Genomic DNA, 21,060 nt, shown 5'->3' on the forward strand with positions numbered 1-21,060 from the left:
TCCAATGCAGGCGTTGCTCGATTCCGTAAAATCGCTGTCTCCCAAAGAGCGCAAGGCGCTGGCCACGCTGCTCAAGCGTCAAGGCGTGAATCTTTACGGCGTCGCCCCCATCTCCCCGAGGGGAGCGGGGGAGCCTGCAGTGCTCTCGTATGCCCAGCAGCGTCAATGGTTCCTGTGGCAACTGGAGCCCGAAAGCACCGCCTACAACGTTCCGGTCGCCCTGCGTCTGAAGGGCGACCTGGACCTGGAGGCCTTGCGTTCGAGCTTCCAGGCGATGATCGATCGTCACGAGATCCTGCGCACCACTTTCCAGCAGGACGGCGATCATGCCGTTCAACTGATTGCACCGGCTACTGCCTTTTCGTTGCAGGTCCAGGCTCTGGACCACGCACCGGGCGCTGACCTGGAGCCACTGCTCAAGCGCCAGGTAGAGGAGGAAACCCAACGGCCCTTCGATCTCGAAAAGGGGCCGCTGCTGCGCGTGAAGCTGCTGCGTCTGGCTTCGCGCGAGCATGCGCTGGTGCTGACGCTGCACCACAGTATTGCGGATGGTTGGTCGATGCCGATCATCGTCGATGAATTGATCCAGGGTTATGAAGCCAGCCGTAGCGGGCAGTCGGCACAGCGGCCGGCACTGCCGATCCAGTACGCCGATTACGCGATCTGGCAGCGCGACTGGATGGAGGCCGGCGAGCAGGAGCGCCAGCTCGCCTACTGGCAGGCCAGACTGGGCGGCGACCAGCCGGTGCTGGAGCTGCCCACCGATCACCCGCGGCCTGCGGTACAGCGCGATGCCGGTGCCAACCTTGGGCTGGAACTGCCCGGCGAGCTGGCCCAGCGCCTCAAGGTGCTGGCCCAGCAGCAGGGCGTGACCTTGTTCATGCTGTTGCTGGCCAGCTTCCAGTGCCTGCTGCAGCGCTATTCGGGCCAGCACGATATCCGCGTGGGCGTGCCCATCGCCAACCGCAACCGCGCCGAAACCGAGGCCCTGATCGGCTTCTTCGTGAACACCCAGGTGATGAAGGCCGATTTCGACCTGCACACGACCTTCCTGGCGCTGTTGCAACAGGTCAAGCAGGCTGCAATCGAGGCGCAGGCCCATCAGGACCTGCCGTTCGAACAACTGGTGGATGCACTGGAGTCCGAGCGCAGCCTCAGTCACAGCCCGCTGTTCCAGGTGATGTTCAATCACCAGGCCACCTCCCGGCAGCAGACCCGCCTGCTGTCGGACCTGACCGTGGAGGTGCTGGCCTGGGAGGAAAGCAGTGCCCAGTTCGACCTGTCGCTGAACACGGTCGAGCACGCCTCGGGTATCGCGGCGACGCTGACCTATGCCACCGACCTGTTCGAACGCAGTACCGTCGAGCGGATGCTGGGGCACTGGCACAACCTGCTGCAGGGTATTGCCGATCAGCCTGAACGACGCATTGCCGAGCTGCCCCTGCTGGACCCCCGGCAGCGTCAGCAGGTGCTGGGCGACTGGAACCGTACCGAGGCGGCATATCCTGTCGATCGTTGCGTGCACCAGCTGGTCGAGGCACAGGTGGCCAGCACCCCGCATGCCACCGCATTGGTGCATGGTGAGCAGGTACTGACCTACCAGCAGCTCAACCGGCGTGCCAACCAGCTGGCGCACAGATTGCGCGAGCTGGGTGTGGGGCCCGAGGTGATGGTGGGGGTGGCGCTTGAGCGCAGCCCCGAGCTGGTGGTGGGTCTGCTGGCGGTGCTCAAGGCAGGGGGGGCCTATGTGCCGCTGGATCCGGAGTACCCGCAGGAACGTCTGGCCTACATGATCAATGACAGTCGGGCCTTGCTGTTGCTGTCGCAGTCGAGCCTGTTGCCACGCCTGCCCGAAGGCCTGCGTGCCCAGGCCGTACTGCTCGACCAACTGGTGCTGGATGACTGCCCCGACGCTGACCTGCCGAACCTGACCGCACCGGGCAACCTGGCCTACAGCATCTATACCTCCGGCTCCACCGGACAGCCCAAGGGCGTCCTGATCGAGCACCGCAATACCGTGGCTTTGATCGCCTGGGCGCAGTCGGTGTACAGCCCCGGTGATCTGCACGGGGTGCTGGCATCCACCTCGGTGTGTTTCGACCTTTCGGTGTGGGAGATTTTCGTCACGCTCTCGTGCGGCGGCTACGCAATTGTGGCCAACAACGCGCTGGAATTGCCCACCCTGGCTGCCCGCGACCAGGTGAGTCTTATCAATACGGTACCTTCGGCAATCAAGGCGCTGCACGATGCCGGGCAGCTGCCTAGCAGCGTGCGCATGATCAACCTGGCCGGCGAGGCGTTGAAGCAGTCGCTGGTCGACCAGTTGTATCAGGCCGGCGGGGTGGAAAAGGTCTACGACCTGTATGGCCCCTCCGAAGACACCACCTACTCGACCTTCACGCTCAGGACAGCGCAGGGCCGCGCCAACATCGGCCGGCCGATCAGCAACAGCCGGGTCTACCTGCTCGACGGTGCGGGCGGCACGGTGCCGGTGGGCGCTGCCGGCGAGCTGTGCCTGGCAGGTGCCGGACTGGCCCGTGGCTATGCCGGGCGCGCCGCACTGACTGCGGAAAAATTCCTGCCCGACCCGTTCGACACCAGCGTGCAGGGTGGCGGGCGGCTGTACCGTACCGGTGACCTGGCGCGCTACCGCGAGGACGGGGTGATCGAGTACGTGGGGCGTATCGATCATCAGGTGAAGATCCGTGGCTTCCGTATCGAGCTGGGCGAGATCGAGGCCAGGTTGCAGGCCCACCCGGCGATCCGCGAGGCAGTAGTGATCGATGTGCCAGCCGCCAGCGGTCGACAACTGGTGGCCTACCTGGTGCTCGACGCGCCTTCGCTGCCCGACGACGAAGCGCAGAAGCGTCTGCGCAACGACCTGCGCGAGCACCTGAAAGCAGCGCTGCCGGACTACATGGTGCCGGCGCACCTGATGTACCTGCAGGCCCTGCCGCTCACCGCCAATGGCAAGCTCGACCGCAAGGCACTGCCCGAGCCCGATGCGAGCCAGTTGCAGCAGGCCTATGTGGCACCGCAGAGCGAGCTCGAACAACGCATCGCGGCGATCTGGGCCGGCGTGCTCAAGCTGGAGAAGGTGGGCCTGACCGACAACTTCTTCGAACTGGGCGGCGACTCGATCATCTCGATCCAGGTGGTCAGCCGCGCGCGCCAGGCCGGTATCCACTTCACCCCCAAGGCGCTGTTCCAGCACCAGACTGTGCAGGGCCTGGCTTCGGTGGCCCGGCTGGGCGAACAGGCACAACAGATCGACCAGGGGCCGATGCAGGGTCAGGCGTTGCTGCTGCCGGTGCACCAGTACTTTTTTGACGAGGCAATACCCGAACAGCACCACTGGAACCAGGCGCTGCTGCTCAGGCCCGGTCAGGCGCTGAAGGCGCCCGTGCTGGATCAGGCCCTGCAAGCGTTGCTGACCCATCACGATGCCCTGCGCCTGCGCTACACCCGGCAGGCCGATGGCGCGTGGGCGGCAGGGTATGGCGCCCCTGGCGGTGTGCGCGAGCTGCTGTGGACGCAGTCGGTGGCCGACGCCGAGGCCTTGCAGGGGCTGTGTGAAACGGCCCAGCGCAGCCTTGATCTTGAGCGCGGCGAGCTGCTGCGCGCGGTACTCGCGACGCTGCCCGATGGCAGCCAGCGCCTGTTGCTGGCCATCCACCACCTGGTGGTGGATGGCGTGTCGTGGCGCATTCTGCTCGAAGACCTGCAGAGCGCCTACACCCAACTGGCCGCCGGCCAGGTGGTGAACCTGCCACCCAAGACCAGCTCGACCCAGGCCTGGGCGCAGCGCCTGCAGGCGCACGCGGCCGACCTGCAAGGTGAACTGGCCTACTGGAGCAGCGAACTGGCGGGCGCCAGTGCCGAGCTGCCCTGCGACAATCCGCAGGGGTCGCTGCAAAGCGTGCATGGTATCGAGGTGCAGACGCACCTGGACGCCGTCACCACCCGCCAGTTGCTGCAGCAGGCTCCGGCGGCCTACCGCACCCAGGTCAACGACCTGTTGCTGACCGCCCTGGCGCGGGTGATCGCGCGTTGGACCGGGCGCGACGAGGTGCTGATCCAGCTCGAAGGCCACGGCCGCGAGGCGCTGTTCGACACTATCGACCTGACCCGTACCGTGGGCTGGTTCACCAGCATGTTCCCGGTCAGGCTCAGCCCCGTCGACAGCCTCGACGGCTCGATCAAGCGCATCAAGGAGCAACTGCGCGCGGTGCCTGACAAGGGCATCGGTTTCGGCGCACTGCGCTACCTGGGCGACGCGCAGGCCCGTGAAGCCCTGGCCGCGCTGCCGCTACCGCGCATCACCTTCAACTACCTGGGCCAGTTCGACGCCAGCTTTGCCGACGAGCAGGGGGAGGGCGGTTTCTTCACCCCGGCCCGCGAGTCTGCCGGCGCCACCCAGAGCCCGCAGGCACCACTGGGCAACTGGTTGTCGATCAACGGCCAGGTGTATGGCGGCGAACTGAAGCTGGGCTGGAGCTTCAGCCGTCAGATGTTCGACGCGCCGACCATCCAGGCCCTGGCCCAGGCCTACGCCGAAGAGCTCAAGGTGCTGGTTGCCCATTGTGTGCACCCAGGCAGCGTTGGCGTGACGCCTTCGGATTTCCCTCTGGCCAGGCTGACCCAGGTGCAGCTGGACAGCCTGCCGATTGCCGCCAGCGAGATCGACGACATCTATCCGCTGTCGCCGATGCAGCAGGGCATGCTGTTCCATTCTCTGTACGAGCAGGGCAGCGGCCACTACATCAACCAGATGCGGGTGGACGTGGAGGGGCTGGATGTCGAGCGTTTCCGGCAGGCCTGGCAAGACGCCATGGCCCGGCATGAGGTGCTTCGCGCCAGTTTCGTGACCGGCTTCGAACAGCCCGTGCAGGTGATTCGCAAGCAGCTCGAACTGCCGTTCGTCGAACTGGACTGGCGAGCCCGGCCTGACCTGCAGGCACAGCTGGACAGCTGGGCCGAGGCCGATCTGCAACGCGGCTTCGACCTGCAGCACCAGGCGCTGCTGCGTCTGGCAGTGATCCGTACCGGAAACGAGCGCCATCACCTTGTCTACACGAGCCACCACATCCTGCTGGATGGCTGGAGCAATTCGCAGTTGCTCGGTGAAGTGCTGCAGCGCTATGCCGGCCAGGCACCCGCCCGCTCGGTGGGACGCTATCGCGACTACATCCAGTGGCTGTCCGAGCAGGACAGCTCGCGCACCGAGGCGTTCTGGCAGCAGCAGGTACGTGACCTCACCGAGCCGACGCGCCTGGTGCAGGCGCTGCGCAGCGACAAGGCGCAGTTGGGGCAGGGCCATGCCAACCATTTCCAGTTGCTGGATGTGCAGGCCACCCAGGCGTTGGGCGAGTTCGCCCGCCAGCAGCGGGTAACGGTCAATACGGTAATGCAGGCCGCCTGGCTGTTGCTGCTGCAACGCTACAGCGGACAGGCCTGCGTCAGCTTCGGCGCCACCGTGTCGGGGCGCCCGGCCGAGCTGGCCGGGGTGGAGGAGCAACTGGGGCTGTTCATCAACACCCTGCCGGTGGTCGCCAGCCCTTCGCCCGAACAGGCCGTAGGGGCCTGGCTGGAGCAGTTGCAGGCACAGAACCTGTTGCTGCGCGAGCATGAGCACAGCCCGTTGAGCGAGATCCAGCGTCTGGCAGGCTCGGGCGGCGAGGGGTTGTTCGACACCTTGCTGGTGTTCGAGAACTATCCGGTGGCCGAGGCGCTGCAACAAGGGGCGCCGGCGGGGCTCAGGTTCTTCGACACCCGGAACCACGAGCAGACCAACTTCCCACTGACCTTGATCATCGGCCTGGGCGCGCAGCTGTCGGTGCAGTATGCCTACGATCAGGCGCAATTCAGCAGGGCGGGCGTGGAACAGATCGCCCGGCATTTCACCCAGTTGTTGCAAGGTATCGTGCGGCAGGCCGGGCAGCGCATTGCCGAACTGGCGTTGCTGGATGGCCAGGAGCAGGCGCGCATCGTGCAGGCGTGGAACCCGGTCGAGGCGGAGCACGCGCCCGGGCCGTGCATTCACCAGCACATCGCGGCGCAGGCGAACAGGACCCCGCAGGCCATCGCGGTGGCCTTCGGCGAGCAGTCGCTCAGCTATGCCGCGCTCGACCAGCGTGCCAACCAGCTGGCGCACAAGTTGCGCGAACAGGGCGTGGGGCCGGATGTACTGGTCGGCCTGGCGGTGGAGCGCAGCCTGGAGATGGTGGTCGGCGTGCTGGGCATTCTCAAGGCCGGCGGCGCCTATGTGCCGCTGGACCCGGAGTACCCGCAGGATCGCCTGGCCTACATGATCGAGGACAGCGGCATCAAGCTGCTGCTGACCCAGGCGCACCTGGAGTTGCCTGTTACTGCATCGGTCGAGCGCGTGATCCTCGAGAGCGGCGCTGCATGGCTTGAGGGCTACAGCACTGCCGCGCCGGTCAATCTCGCCACGCCGGACAACCTGGCCTACGTGATCTACACCTCCGGTTCGACCGGCAAGCCCAAAGGCACGCTGCTGCCGCACCACAACGTGATGCGCCTGTTCGCGGCCACGCAGCACTGGTTCGACTTCGACGCCAGCGATGTGTGGAGCGTGTTCCACTCCTACGCCTTCGACTTCTCGGTGTGGGAGCTGTTTGGCGCGTTGCTGCATGGCGCCAAGGCGGTGGTGGTGCTGCGTGAAGTGGCGCGCTCGCCGGAAGACTTCCATGCACTGCTGGTGCGCGAGCAGGTCACGGTGCTGAACCAGACGCCGTCGGCGTTCAAGCAGCTGATCCCGGTGGCCTGTGCCAACCCTTCAGCGCTGGCGCTGCGCTATGTGGTGTTCGGTGGCGAGGCGCTGGATGTGGCCAGCCTCAAGCCGTGGTTCGAGCGTTTCGGCGACCAGCAGCCACAGCTGATCAACATGTACGGCATCACCGAAACCACGGTGCATGTGACCTACCGGCCGCTGAGCCTGGCCGACCTGCAGCAGGACGGTGTGAGCCCGATCGGCGAGGTGATCCCGGACCTGTCGTGGTACCTGCTCGACAGCGACTTCAACCTGGCCCCGCCGGGCTGCCACGGCGAGCTGCATGTGGGGCGTGCCGGCCTGGCGCGCGGCTACCACCAGCGCGCCTCGCTGACCGCGCTGCGCTTCGTGCCCGACCCGTTCGACCGCAGCGTGCAGGGGGGCGGGCGGCTATACCGCACCGGCGACCTGGCGCGCTATCGCGGCGACGGGGTGATCGAGTACGTGGGGCGCATCGACCATCAGGTGAAGATCCGCGGCTTTCGTATCGAACTGGGCGAGATCGAGGCCAAGTTGCAGGGACACCCGGCGGTACGTGAAGCGGTGGTGCTGGACATCGAAGGACCGAATGGCAAGCAGTTGGCGGCGTACCTGATTGCAAGCGACGAACAGGCTGCACCGGCCGACCGGCTCGCCAGCCTGCGCGAGCACCTCAAGGCCGTGCTGCCGGACTACATGGTGCCGGCACACCTGATGTTCCTGGAGGCCTGGCCGTTGACCGGCAACGGCAAGCTGGACCGCCGCGCACTGCCCAGGCCCGATGCCAGCCAGTTGCAGCAGGCCTATGTGGCACCGCAGAGCGAGCTCGAGCAACGCATCGCGGCGATCTGGGCGCAGGTGCTCAAGCTTGAGCAGGTGGGCCTGACCGACAACTTCTTCGAGCTGGGCGGCGACTCGATCATCTCGATCCAGGTGGTCAGCCGCGCACGCCAGGCCGGTATCCACTTCACCCCCAAGGCGCTGTTCCAGCACCAGACGGTACAGGGCCTGGCCAGCGTGGCGACGCTCGGCCAGGCGCAGCGCCAGTCGGACCAGGGGCCGGTGACCGGCCAGGCGTTGCTGCTGCCGATTCACCAGTACTTCTTCGATCAGGCAATACCCCAGCGCCATCACTGGAACCAGGCACTGCTGCTCAAGCCGGGCCAGTTGCTGGAGGCCCACAGGCTGCAACAGGCCATGCAGGCGCTGATGGCCCATCATGACGCGCTGCGTCTGCGTTATGCCCGGCAGGCCGATGGCCGCTGGTGGGCGCAGTATGGCGCGGTACAGGCAACCCCCGAGGTGGTGTGGGCTGTGCAGCTTGAGACTGCCGATGCCTTGCCGGCGCTGTGCGACAAGGCCCAGCGCAGCCTGAGCCTGGAGCAGGGCGAGCTGCTGCGCGTGGTGCTTGCGACCCTGCCCGATGGCAGCCAGCGCCTGCTGCTGGCGATCCACCACCTGGTGGTGGACGGCGTGTCGTGGCGCATCCTGCTCGAAGACCTGCAGAGCGCCTATACCCAGCTGGCCGCCGGGCAGGTGGTGAGCCTGCCAGCCAAGACCAGTTCGACCCAGGCCTGGGCGCAGCGCCTGCAGGCGCACGCAGCCGACCTGCAAGGTGAACTGGCCTACTGGAGCAGCGAACTGGCGGGCGCCAGCGCCGAGCTGCCGTGCGACAACCCGCAGGGGTCTGTGCAGGCTGTCCACGCCGCCCAGGCACAGACGCGCCTCGATAAGGCCAGTACCCGGCAACTGCTGCAACAGGCCCCGGCGGCCTATCGCACCCAGGTCAACGACCTGCTGCTGACCGCCCTGGCGCGAGTGATCGCGCGCTGGACCGGGCGCGATGAGGTGCTGATCCAGCTTGAAGGCCACGGTCGCGAAGAACTGTTCGACGACATCGACCTGACCCGTACTGTGGGCTGGTTCACCAGCCTGTTCCCGGTCAAGCTGAGCCCCGCCGACAGCCTCGACGGCTCGATCAAGCGCATCAAGGAGCAACTGCGCTCGGTACCCGACAAGGGCATCGGTTTCGGCGCACTGCGCTACCTGGGCGACGCGAAGGCCCGTGAAGCCCTGGCCGCGTTGCCGGTGCCGCGCATCACCTTCAACTACCTGGGCCAGTTCGACGCCAGCTTTGCCGACGAACAGGGTCAGGGCGGCTTCTTCAGCCCGGCGGGTGAGCCTGCCGGTGACAGCCAGAGCTCCGAAGCACCGCTGGGCAACTGGTTGTCGATCAACGGCCAGGTGTATGGCGGCGAGTTGACGCTGAACTGGAGCTTCAGCCGCGCTATGTTCGCGCCCGCGACCATCGAGGCGTTGGCCCGCGCCTATGCCGAGGAGCTCGAGGCGCTGGTTGCCCATTGCGTGCAGCCAGGCAGCGTTGGCGTGACGCCTTCGGACTTCCCGCTGGCCAGGCTGACCCAGGTGCAGCTGGACAGCCTGCCGATTGCCGCCAGCGAGATCGACGATATCTACCCGCTGTCGCCGATGCAGCAGGGCATGTTGTTCCACACCTTGTACGAACAGGGCGCAGGCAACTACATCAACCAACTGCGGATGAATGTGAAGGGGCTGGACGTGGAACGTTTCAGGAACGCCTGGCAGGCCGCACTGGACCGTCACGATGTGCTGCGCGCCAGTTTCGTGACCGGCTTCGAACAGCCCCTGCAGGTGATTCGCAAGCAGGTCGAAATGCCGTTCGCCGTGCTGGACTGGCGGGCGCAGCCGGCGTTGCACGCCAACCTGGACAGCTGGGCCGAGGCCGACCTGCAGCGCAGCTTCGACCTGCAGGATGCACCGTTGCTGCGCCTGACGGTGATCCGTACCGACGTTGATCACCATCACCTGATCTACACCAGCCACCACATCCTGATGGACGGCTGGAGCAACTCGCAGCTGCTGGGCGAAGTGTTGCAACGCTATGCCGGCCAGACGCCAGGGCATTCGGCCGGGCGCTACCGCGACTACATCCAGTGGCTGTCCGAGCAGGACAGCTCGCGCACCGAGGCGTTCTGGCGGCAGCAGGTACGTGACCTCACCGAGCCGACGCGCCTGGTGCAGGCGCTGCGCAGCGACAAGGCGCAGTTGGGGCAGGGCCATGCCAACCATTTCCAGTTGCTGGATGTGCAGGCCACCCAGGCATTGGGCGAGTTCGCCCGCCAGCAGCGGGTGACGGTCAACACCCTGGTGCAGGCCGCCTGGCTGTTGCTGCTGCAACGCTACAGCGGACAGGCCTGCGTCAGCTTCGGCGCCACCGTGTCGGGGCGCCCGGCCGAGCTGGACGGGGTGGAGGAGCAACTGGGGCTGTTCATCAATACCCTGCCGGTGGTCGCCAGCCCTTCGCCCGAACAGGCCGTGGGTGCCTGGCTGGAGCAGTTGCAGGCACAGAACCTGTTGCTGCGCGAGCATGAACACAGCCCGCTGTACGAGATCCAGCGTCTGGCAGGCTCGGGCGGCGAGGGGTTGTTCGACACCTTGCTGGTATTCGAGAACTATCCGGTGGCCGAGGCGCTGCAACAAGGCGCGCCGGCCGGCCTGGCGTTCCTGGGTACGCAGAATCACGAGCAGACCAACTTCCCGCTGACGCTGATCATCGGCCTGGGCCGCGAGCTGTCGGTGCAGTATGCCTACGATCAGGCGCGGTTCAGCAGGGCCAGCGTGGAGCAGATCGCCCGGCACTTTGCCAATCTGCTGCAAGGCATTGTGCGCTCGGCGCAGCAACGCATCGCCGAGCTGGCGGTGCTGGATGTCGAGCAGCAGCAACAGGTGGTCAAGGCCTGGAACCACAGCCCGGCGTGCTACCCGGGCGAGCGCTGCATCCACCAGCGGATCGCCGAGCAGGCGGCGTTGCGTCCCGAGGCGCCGGCCGTGGTGTGCGCCGGGCAGTCATTGAGCTACCGCCGGCTCGACCAGCGTGCCAACCAGCTGGCGCACAAGTTGCGCGAACAGGGCGTGGGGCCGGATGTACTGGTCGGCCTGGCGGTGGAGCGCAGCCTGGAGATGGTGGTCGGCGTGCTGGGCATTCTCAAGGCCGGCGGCGCCTATGTGCCGTTGGACCCGGAATACCCGCAGGATCGCCTGGCCTACATGATCGAGGACAGTGGCATCAAGCTGCTGCTGACCCAGGCGCACCTGCAGTTGCCTGTTACTGCATCGGTCGAGCGCGTGATCCTCGAGAGCGGCGCTGCATGGCTTGAGGGCTACAGCACTGCCGAGCCGGTCAATCTCGCCACGCCGGACAACCTGGCCTACGTGATCTATACCTCCGGCTCGACCGGCAAGCCCAAAGGCACGCTGCTGCCGCACCACAACGTGATGCGCCTGTTCGCGGCCACGCAGCACTGGTTCGATTTCGACGCCAGCGATGTGTGGAGCGTGTTCCACTCCTACGCCTTCGACTTCTCGGTGTGGGAGCTGTTTGGCGCGTTGCTGCACGGCGCCAAGGCGGTGGTGGTGCCGCGTGAAGTGGCGCGCTCGCCGGAAGACTTCCATACACTGCTGGTGCGCGAGCAGGTCACGGTGCTGAACCAGACGCCGTCGGCGTTCAAGCAGCTGATCCCGGTGGCCTGTGCCAACCCTTCAGCGTTGGCGCTGCGCTATGTGGTGTTCGGTGGCGAGGCGCTGGATGTGGCCAGCCTCAAGCCGTGGTTCGAGCGTTTCGGCGACCAGCAGCCACAGCTGATCAACATGTACGGCATCACCGAAACCACGGTGCATGTGACCTACCGGCCGCTGAGCCTGGCCGACCTGCAGCAGGACGGTGTGAGCCCGATCGGCGAGGTGATCCCGGACCTGTCGTGGTACCTGCTCGACAGCGACTTCAACCTGGCCCCGCCGGGCTGCCACGGCGAGCTGCATGTGGGGCGTGCCGGCCTGGCGCGCGGTTACCACCAGCGCGCCTCGCTGACCGCGCTGCGCTTCGTGCCCGACCCGTTCGACCGCAGCGTGCAGGGGGGCGGGCGGCTGTACCGCACCGGCGACCTGGCGCGCTATCGCGGCGACGGGGTGATCGAGTACGTGGGGCGCATCGACCATCAGGTGAAGATCCGCGGCTTTCGTATCGAACTGGGCGAGATCGAGGCCAGGCTTCAGGAGCACCCGGCGATCCGCGAGGCGGTGGTGCTGGATATCGACGGCGCCACCGGCAAGCAACTGGTGGCCTACCTGCTGGCTGCCGGGCCGGTGGAGGCGGCGCAGCAAAGCGCACTGCGCACCGGCCTGCGCGAGCACCTCAAGGGCGTGCTGCCGGACTACATGGTGCCGGCACACCTGATGTTCCTGGAGGTCTGGCCGCTGACCGGCAACGGCAAGCTGGACCGCCGTGCACTGCCCAGGCCCGATGCCAACCAGTTGCAGCAGGCCTATGTGGCGCCCCACAGCGAGCGCGAGCAGCAGGTGGCGGCGATCTGGGCGCAGGTGCTGCAGGTGGAGCAGGTGGGCCTGACCGACAACTTCTTCGAGCTGGGCGGGCACTCGCTGCTGGTGCTGTCGGTGCTGTCGCGCCTGCAGTTGTCGCTCGGTCTCAAGGTGGAGCCGCAGGTGCTCTTCCAATACCCCGTTCTGGCCGCGTTCTGCGAGCAGCTGGACCAAGGAAATAGTGTGGATTTCGAAGATACGTTACGACGCCTGGACCTGTTTGCCGAAGACCTGGAGGATGCTCAATGAACACCGATACCGCCAAGAGCGTCGCCAAGCGTTTCGTCATGCTGGCGCCGGACAAGCGCAAGGTTTACTGGGAACGCATGCAGGCCGAGGGCATCAGTGCCGCCAACCTGCCGATTCCGGCGGTCAAGGCGCTGTTCGATGAACTGCGCCTGTCCTATGCGCAGCAGCGCCAGTGGTTTCTGTGGCAGCTGGAGCCACAGGGCGCCGCCTACAACGTGCCGACGGCGCTGCGCCTGAAGGGTGCGCTGGATGTGGAGGCGCTGCGCCGCAGTTTCGAGGCCCTGGTGGCGCGCCACGAGACCTTGCGTACCACCTTCAGCCATGCTGACGGTCAGGCCTTGCAGGTGATTCATGCTGCGGCACCGTTCGCATTGCACGTCGATGCGGTTCAGGTGCCGGCGGGTGCAGACCGCCAGGCGCTGATCAGGCAATGGGTGGAAACCGAGACCCGGCGCCCGTTCGACCTGGAAAGCGGCCCGTTGCTGCGGGTCAAGCTGCTGAAGCTGGGTGACGACGACCATGTGCTGGTACTGACCCTGCACCATATCGTCTCCGATGGCTGGTCGATGCCGGTGATGGTCGAGGAACTGATCCGGTTCTACGAAGGCTATCGCCTGGGCCAGCCGGTACAGCTGCCGGCACTGCCTATCCAGTATGCGGACTACGCAATCTGGCAGCGCCACTGGATGGAGGCGGGGGAGCAGACGCGCCAGCTGGGATATTGGACCGAGCAACTGGGTGGCGACCCGGCGGTGCTCGAACTGCCCCTCGACCGGCCGCGTCCGGCCATCCAGAGCCAGGCGGGCGCGAGCCTGGCAATCGAACTGGAGCCCAGCCTGGCTGGTGCCCTCAAAGGCCTGGCCAGGGAGCAGGGTGTGACCTTGTTCATGCTGCTGTTGGCCAGTTTTCAGGCGTTGCTGCACCGCTACTCGGGTCAGCCCGAGATTCGCGTCGGTGTGCCGATTGCCAACCGCAACCGGGTGGAGACCGAGCGCCTGATCGGCTTCTTCGTCAACACCCAGGTGCTCAAGGCCGAGTTCGACCTGGACACCACCTTCCAGGCGCTGCTGCACCAGGTGCAGCGCACCGCACTGGCGGCGCAGGCGCATCAGGACCTGCCGTTCGAGCAACTGGTGGAGGCGCTGCACCCGCAGCGCAGCCTCAGCCACAGCCCGTTGTTCCAGGTGATGTACAACCACCAGACCCAGGGCAGGAACGCGCGTCACAGCCTGCCGGGCCTGACGGTCGAAGGCCTGGAGTGGGAGCAGCACAGCGCACAGTTCGATCTGACCCTGGAAACGGTCGAAACCGAACAGGGCATCGGCGCCTCGCTGAACTACGCCACCGCGTTGTTCGACGCATCGACCATCCAGCGTCTGGCCAGCCATTGGCGCCAGTTGCTGCAAGACGTTGTCGCGCAGCCGCAGAAGCGCATCGCCGACCTGGCGTTGCTGCATGCTCAGGAGCAACAGCAGGTGCAGGCCTGGAACCGCACCGAGGCGGGGTTTGACCGCGAGCGCTGTGTGCATGAGCTGATCGCCGCCCAGGCGCAGCGCACCCCTGACGCCCCCGCCGTGCTGTTTGCCGGGCAGACGCTGAGCTACCGGCAGCTCGACCAGCGCGCCAACCAGCTGGCACACCGACTGCGCGAGCGCGGGGTAGGGCCGGATGTACTGGTGGGGCTGGCGCTGGAGCGCAGCCTGGAAATGGTGGTGGGCCTGCTGGGTATCCTCAAGGCCGGTGGCGCCTATGTGCCGCTGGACCCGGATTATCCGCAGGAGCGCCTGGCCTACATGATCCAGGACAGTGGCATCGGCCTGCTGCTGACCCAGCCGACGGTGCAGTTGCCCGCCAGCAGTGCTGTCGAGCGCCTGATGCTGGAGCCGGGCGCTGCCTGGCTGGCCGGCTGCGAGCTCGGCGCGCCGCAGCTTCACATGCAGCCGGACCACCTGGCCTACGTGATCTACACCTCGGGCTCCACCGGCAAGCCCAAGGGTGTGGCCGTGCGCCATGGCGGGCTGGCCAATCACATGCACTGGATGCAGCAGGCCTTTGCCGTGCAGCCTGAAGACCGCGTGCTGCAGAAGACCGCCTTCAGCTTCGACGCCTCGGTGTGGGAGTTCTGGCTGGCATTGATCGGCGGCGCGCAACTGGTGGTGGCCGAGCCGGGGCTGGTGCTGGATCCGCAGCGGTTCTGGCAGCAGGTGAGCGAGCAGCGCATCAGCATCCTGCAGTTGGCGCCGTCATTGCTGCATGCCTTGCTGCCGGATCGCGGCGCGGGCCAGATGGACTCGGTACGGTTGCTGGCGATGGGCGGCGAAGCGTTGTCCGCCGCGTTGAGCGAGCAGGTTCGAGCCGGCTGGGGCGGGCAACTGGTCAACTTGTACGGCCCCACGGAAGCCACCATCGACAGCACCTTCCACGTGCTGTCGGCGCAGCTGCAGGCGGGCACGGTACCCATCGGCCGCGCCGTGGCCAACGTGCGCCTGCATGTGCTGAGCGATGCGCTGGGTGTAACGCCGTTTGCCAGGGGCGAGCTGTACATCGGCGGTGATTCGCTGGCGCGTGGCTACCTCAACCAGCCGGCGCTGACGGCCGAGCGTTTTGTGCCGGATCCGTTCGACACCAGTGCCCAGGGCGGTGCGCGCCTGTACCGCAGCGGTGACATGACACGCTATCGCGCCGATGGGGTGATCGAGTACCTCGGGCGCGCCGACCACCAGGTGAAGATCCGTGGCCTGCGCATCGAGCTGGGTGAAATCGAGGCCAGCCTGCACCAGCATCCGGCGGTGCGCGAAGCGGTGGTGCTGGCTGTCGATGGCCCCCACGGCAGGCAACTGGCGGCCTATCTGGTGGCCAGCGACGGGCTGGCAGCCAATCCCGAGCAACTGGCCAGCCTGCGCGAGCATCTCAAGGTCCGCCTGCCGGAATACATGGTGCCCACGCACCTGCTGTGGCTTGATGCGTTGCCGCTGATGCCCAATGGCAAACTCGACCGCAAGGCACTGCCCGAGCCCGATGCGAGCCAGTTGCAGCAGGCCTATGTGGCACCGCAGAGCGAGCTCGAACAACGCATCGCGGCGATCTGGGCCGGCGTGCTCAAGCTGGAGAAGGTGGGCCTGACCGACAACTTCTTCGAACTGGGCGGCGACTCGATCATCTCGATCCAGGTGGTCAGCCGCGCGCGCCAGGCCGGTATCCACTTCACCCCCAAGGCGCTGTTCCAGCACCAGACTGTGCAGGGCCTGGCTTCGGTGGCCCGGCTGGGCCAACAGGCACAGCAGATCGACCAGGGGCCGATGCAGGGTCAGGCGTTGCTGCTGCCGGTGCACCAGTACTTTTTTGACGAGGCAATACCCGAACAGCATCACTGGAACCAGGCGCTGCTGCTCAGGCCCGGTCAGGCGCTGAAGGCGCCCGTGCTGGATCAGGCCCTGCAAGCGCTGCTGACCCACCACGATGCCCTGCGCCTGCGCTACACCCGGCAGGCCGATGGCGCGTGGGCGGCAGAGTATGGCGCCCCTGGCGGTGTGCGCGAACTGCTGTGGAAGCAGCCGGTGGCCGACGCCGAGGCCTTGCAGGGGCTGTGTGAAACGGCCCAGCGCAGCCTTGATCTTGAGCGCGGCGAGCTGCTGCGCGCGGTACTCGCGACGCTGCCCGATGGCAGCCAGCGCCTGTTGCTGGCCATCCACCACCTGGTGGTGGATGGCGTGTCGTGGCGCATTCTGCTCGAAGACCTGCAGAGCGCCTACACCCAACTGGCCGCCAGCCAGGTGGTGAACCTGCCACCCAAGACCAGCTCGACCCAGGCCTGGGCGCAGCGCCTGCAGGCGCACGCGGCCGACCTGCAAGGTGAACTGGCCTACTGGAGCAGCGAACTGGCGGGCGCCAGTGCCGAGCTGCCCTGCGACAACCCGCAGGGATCGCTGCAGAACGTGCATATGGCCCGGGCGCAGACGCGGCTTGATCAGGCCACCACCCGCCAGTTGCTGCAGCAGGCCCCGGCCGCCTATCGCACCCAGGTCAACGACCTGCTGCTGACCGCCCTGGCGCGGGTGATCGCGCGCTGGACCGGGCGCGATGAGGTGCTGATCCAGCTTGAAGGCCACGGTCGCGAAGAACTGTTCGACGACATCGACCTGACCCGCACGGTGGGCTGGTTCACCAGCATGTTCCCGGTCAGGCTCAGCCCCGTCGACAGCCTCGACGGCTCGATCAAGCGCATCAAGGAGCAACTGCGCGCGGTACCCGACAAGGGCATCGGTTTCGGCGCACTGCGCTACCTGGGCGACGCGCAGGCCCGTGAAGCCCTGGCCGCGCTGCCGGTGCCGCGCATCACCTTCAACTACCTGGGCCAGTTCGACGCCAGCTTTGCCGACGAGCAGGGGGAGGGCGGGTTCTTCACCCCGGCCCGCGAGTCTGCCGGTGACAGCCAGAGCTCCGAAGCACCGCTGGGCAACTGGTTGTCGATCAACGGCCAGGTGTATGGCGGCGAGTTGACCCTGAGCTGGAGTTTCAGCCATCGGATGTTCGCCGAATCCAGCATCCAGACTCTGGCCCAGGCCTATACCGCTGAACTCCAGGCGCTGATTGCGCATTGCATTGCACACGATACGGCTGGCGTGACGCCTTCGGACTTCCCGCTGGCCAGGCTGACCCAGGCACAACTGGACAGCCTGCCGGTAGCGCTGGGCGATGTCGAAGACATCTACCCGCTGTCGCCGATGCAACAGGGCATGCTGTTCCATACCCTGCAGGCCCCCGAGACGGCGCTGTACATCAACCAGATCGCGGTATCGGTCGATGGCCTGGACAGTGCCCGGTTCATTGCGGCCTGGGGCAGCGTGCTGGCTCGTCACGAGACTCTGCGCACCGGCTTCTGCGCCGCGTCACAACTGGCCGAGCCGTTGCAGGTGGTGTATCGCCACGCCGAGCTGCCTGTGCGTCTGCTCGACTGGCGCGACCGCCAGGTGGCTCCGCCGGACCTCGAGGCGCTGGCTGCGGCGGACGCTGGCGAAGGCTTCGACCTGGCCACGGCACCCTTGCTGCGCCTGACCCTGGTCAGGCTCGACGCGCAGCGTAGTCACCTGCTGTGGACCTGCCACCATATCCTGATGGATGGCTGGAGCAGCTCCCGGCTGTTCGCCGAGGTGTTCATGGCGTACCACGGCCGTGCGAGCGACACCGGGGTGGGACGCTACCGTGACTACATCGAGTGGCTGGGACGCCAGTCGCAAGGGCAACTGGAGCAGTTCTGGCGCGCCCACCTGGCCGAGCTGGAAGGCCCCACGTTGCTGGCCGACAACGTGGCCCCGCAGCCGGACGCGGGGCTGGGCGGCCACGCGGCGCTGTACCTGCGCTGGGACCAGGCACGCACCGAGCACCTGCGCACCCAGGCCCAGCACCTGCGGGTGACCCCGAACACCCTGGTGCAGGCTGCATGGCTGCTGCTGTTGCAGCGCTATACCGGGCAGCGCACCGTGTGCTTCGGCGCCACCGTTGCCGGGCGCCCGGCGACGCTGGCGGGTGCCGACGAGATGCTTGGGCTGTTCATCAATACCCTGCCGGTGGTGCAGACCCCGCAGCCGCACCAGCGCGTCAGCGACTGGCTCTCCCAGTTGCAGGGGCACAACCTGGAACTGCGTGATCACGAGCATGCGGCACTGGCCGATGTGCAGCGCTGGGCCGGGCGACCGGGCCAGGCGCTGTTCGACAGCATCGTGGTGTTCGAGAACTACCCGGTGGACGAGCGCCTGCAGGAAACCAGCAACAACGACCTGCAGTTCGGCCAGGCCAGTACCCGTGACGTGACCAACTACGCCATGGACCTTGCGGTGAACCTGGGCCAGACCCTGACAGTCGAGTTCCTGTACCTGCAGAACCGGTTTACCGAGGCGGCCACCGCAGCCATTCTGGGCAACTTCGAACGCCTGCTCGGGGCAATGCTGGACAACCCGCAGGCCACGCTGGGCAGCCTGGACATGCTGACCCCGGCGCAGGCGCGGCTTCTGCAGAGGCGCAACGAGCTGGCAGCACTGCCTGTCGCGGCCCCTGGGTTGCTGGCAGACGATATCGCGGCCCACGCCGGTCGGCGCCCCGACGCTATTGCGGTGATCTGCGCCGACCAGCAACTGAGCTATGCCCAGCTCGATGAGCGGGCCAACCGTCTGGCGCAGTACCTGCTGGCACAGGGTGCGGGTGCCGAAACCTGCATAGGCATCGCCCTCGAGCGTTCGGTGCACACGCTGGTTGCCTTCCTGGCGGTGATGAAGAGTGGCGCGGCCTATGTGCCGCTGGATATCGACTACCCGCAGGAGCGTCTGGCCTGGATCGTCGAGGACTCGGGCATGCACCTGCTGCTGACCCACAGCTCGCTGAGCCAGCGCTTCGCCGGCGTGGCCTGCACCCTGGAACTGGACCGCCTGGACCTGCATGGCCAGGCGGGCGGTTGCCCGCAGGTGGTAGTGAAGCCGGACAACCTGGCGTACCTGATCTACACCTCCGGCTCGACCGGCAAGCCCAAGGGGGTAGCGGTCAGCCACGGGCAGATCCGCATGCACTGCCGCGCGATTGCCGAGCGCTACGAAATGAGCGAGAAGACCCGCGAACTGCTGTTCATGTCGTTTGCCTTCGACGGCGCGCAGGAGCGCTGGCTGTCGACCCTGCAGGCCGGTGGCTGCCTGGTGGTGCGTGACAACCACCTGTGGACCGCCGAGCAAACCTTGCAGGTGCTTGGGGCACAGCGCATCGATATCGCGTGCTTCCCGCCGGCCTACCTGCAGCAGTTGGTGGAGTGCGCCGAGCGTCAGCACCTGCCGGCGCCACCGGTGCGCGTCTATTGCTTTGGCGGCGATGCCGTGCCGCAAGCGCTGTTCGAAGACGTCAAGCGGGTGCTGCGTCCGCAGTGGCTGGTCAATGGTTACGGGCCGACCGAGACGGTGGTCACGCCGATGCTGTGGAAGGTGCCGGCCAGCGAGCAGTGCGAGGCGGTGTATGCACCGATCGGCGAGCGGGTGGGCCAGCGCACGCTGTATGTGCTGGACGAAGACCTCAACCCGCTGCCCGATGGCGTGGCCGGTGAGTTGTACATCGGCGGCCTGGGGGTTGCGCGCGGCTACTACCGCCGCGCGGCCCTGACGGCCGAGCGCTTCGTGGCCGATCCGTTCGCCGCCGGTGCCCGTCTGTACCGCAGCGGTGATCGTGTGCGTCGGCGCGCCGACGGGGTGATCGATTACCTGGGGCGCCTGGACAACCAAGTCAAGATTCGCGGTTTTCGTATCGAGCCGGGCGAAGTTGAAGCGCGCTTGCGCAATCAGCCGGGGGTGCGCGAAGCGGTGGTGATTGCACGTGACACCCAGGGCAGCAAGCAACTGCTGGCCTACGTCGTGGCCACGGCCCAGGCCGCTGGCGTGGAGCAACTGCGCGAGGCGCTGCGCAGCGAGTTGCCCGACTACATGGTGCCGGCCCATGTCATGCTGCTGCCGGCCCTGCCGTTGACGCCCAATGGCAAGCTCGATCGCAATGCCTTGCCGGCCCCGCAATTGGCCAGCCGGCCCCGGAGTGCACCGCGCAATGCGCTGGAGCGCACGCTGGCGAGCATCTGGCAGGACGTGCTGGAAGTGGACAATGTGGGTATCGACGATAACTTCTTCGAGCTGGGGGGCGACTCGCTGCGTGTGCTGAAGATGCTGTCCAGGGTGCGCGCCTGCGCCGACCTGGACATCGAACTCAAGCTGCGCGATGTGATGGCCGGGCCGACGATTGGCGAGTTGTCCGGCTATTCGACACTGCAGGAGCAGAACCTCGACCCGCTGCTGTTGCTCAACACCCCGGTCGAGCACGGACCTGCGTTGTTCTGCCTGCATGCCGGCTTCGGTACGGTGTTCGACTACGAGCCGCTGGCGCGCCGCCTGGAGGGGCGCTGCAGCGTCTACGGCCTGCAGTGCCGCATGCTGCTGGACCCTGGCTGGGTGGACGAATCGCTGCAGTCGATGGCCATCGACTATGCCCAGTACATTCGCCAGAAACAGCCCGAGGGCCCGTACCGGCTGCTGGGCTGGTCGTTGGGCGGTGCGCTGGCGAGTCTGGTGACCCAGGAGCTGGAAAGCCAGGGGCAGCAGGTGACGTTCCTTGGCCTGGTCGACAGCTTCATCCCGACGTCCTCGCCGGCGCAGCCGGACACTGACTGGGGCGAGGATCTGCGAAGCTTCCTGGGCGTGGTGCTGCAGGCAGCGAAGGCGGATCTGGCATTGCCCGCATTGCCGGCCGGTGCGCAGGTGGCAACCTTGCACGCGCTGATCGACAGCGTGCGTGCAGGGCTGCCCAGCTCGGCATTTGCCGAGGTCGAGAGCGCGGAGCTGGCGCACACCTTTGCCGTGGCCATGCACCTGAAGGCGCTGTCGACGCGCTTGAACCAGCTGCCGCTGACAGCCGCGGGTGCCTGCTGCTGGTGGGCCGGTGCTCGTGCCGAGGGGGTACGCATCGACGGCAGCGTCGAGGACCTGGCCATCGCCGCCGGCCACTACGACATCCTCAGGCATCCGGACTGGCTGGCCAGCCTGGGCCGACGACTGACCGACGACCTGACTGTTGCTGGCTGAGCCCTGCCGCCCCTCGATCGGGGC

The 21,060-nt window shown here is 66.7% G+C and carries 2 protein-coding genes; both read left to right on the forward strand.

Annotated elements, in window-relative coordinates:
- Nucleotides 1-4 precede the first annotated feature (4 nt).
- The gene (locus N0B28_RS08675) at nucleotides 5-12,436 is read left to right on the forward strand and encodes a non-ribosomal peptide synthase/polyketide synthase (RefSeq protein ID WP_275731501.1); all 12,432 of its coding nucleotides are present in this window, start codon (nucleotides 5-7) and stop codon (nucleotides 12,434-12,436) included.
- Nucleotides 12,433-21,036, forward strand: coding sequence for a non-ribosomal peptide synthetase (locus tag N0B28_RS08680; RefSeq protein ID WP_275731503.1), 8,604 nt, complete (start codon nucleotides 12,433-12,435; stop codon nucleotides 21,034-21,036). Before N0B28_RS08675 ends, N0B28_RS08680 begins: the two co-directional genes overlap by 4 nt.
- Nucleotides 21,037-21,060 lie beyond the last annotated feature (24 nt).

Source organism: Pseudomonas sp. SD17-1, from assembly GCF_029201585.1.
Classification (GTDB): Bacteria; Pseudomonadota; Gammaproteobacteria; order Pseudomonadales; family Pseudomonadaceae; genus Aquipseudomonas; species Aquipseudomonas palmensis.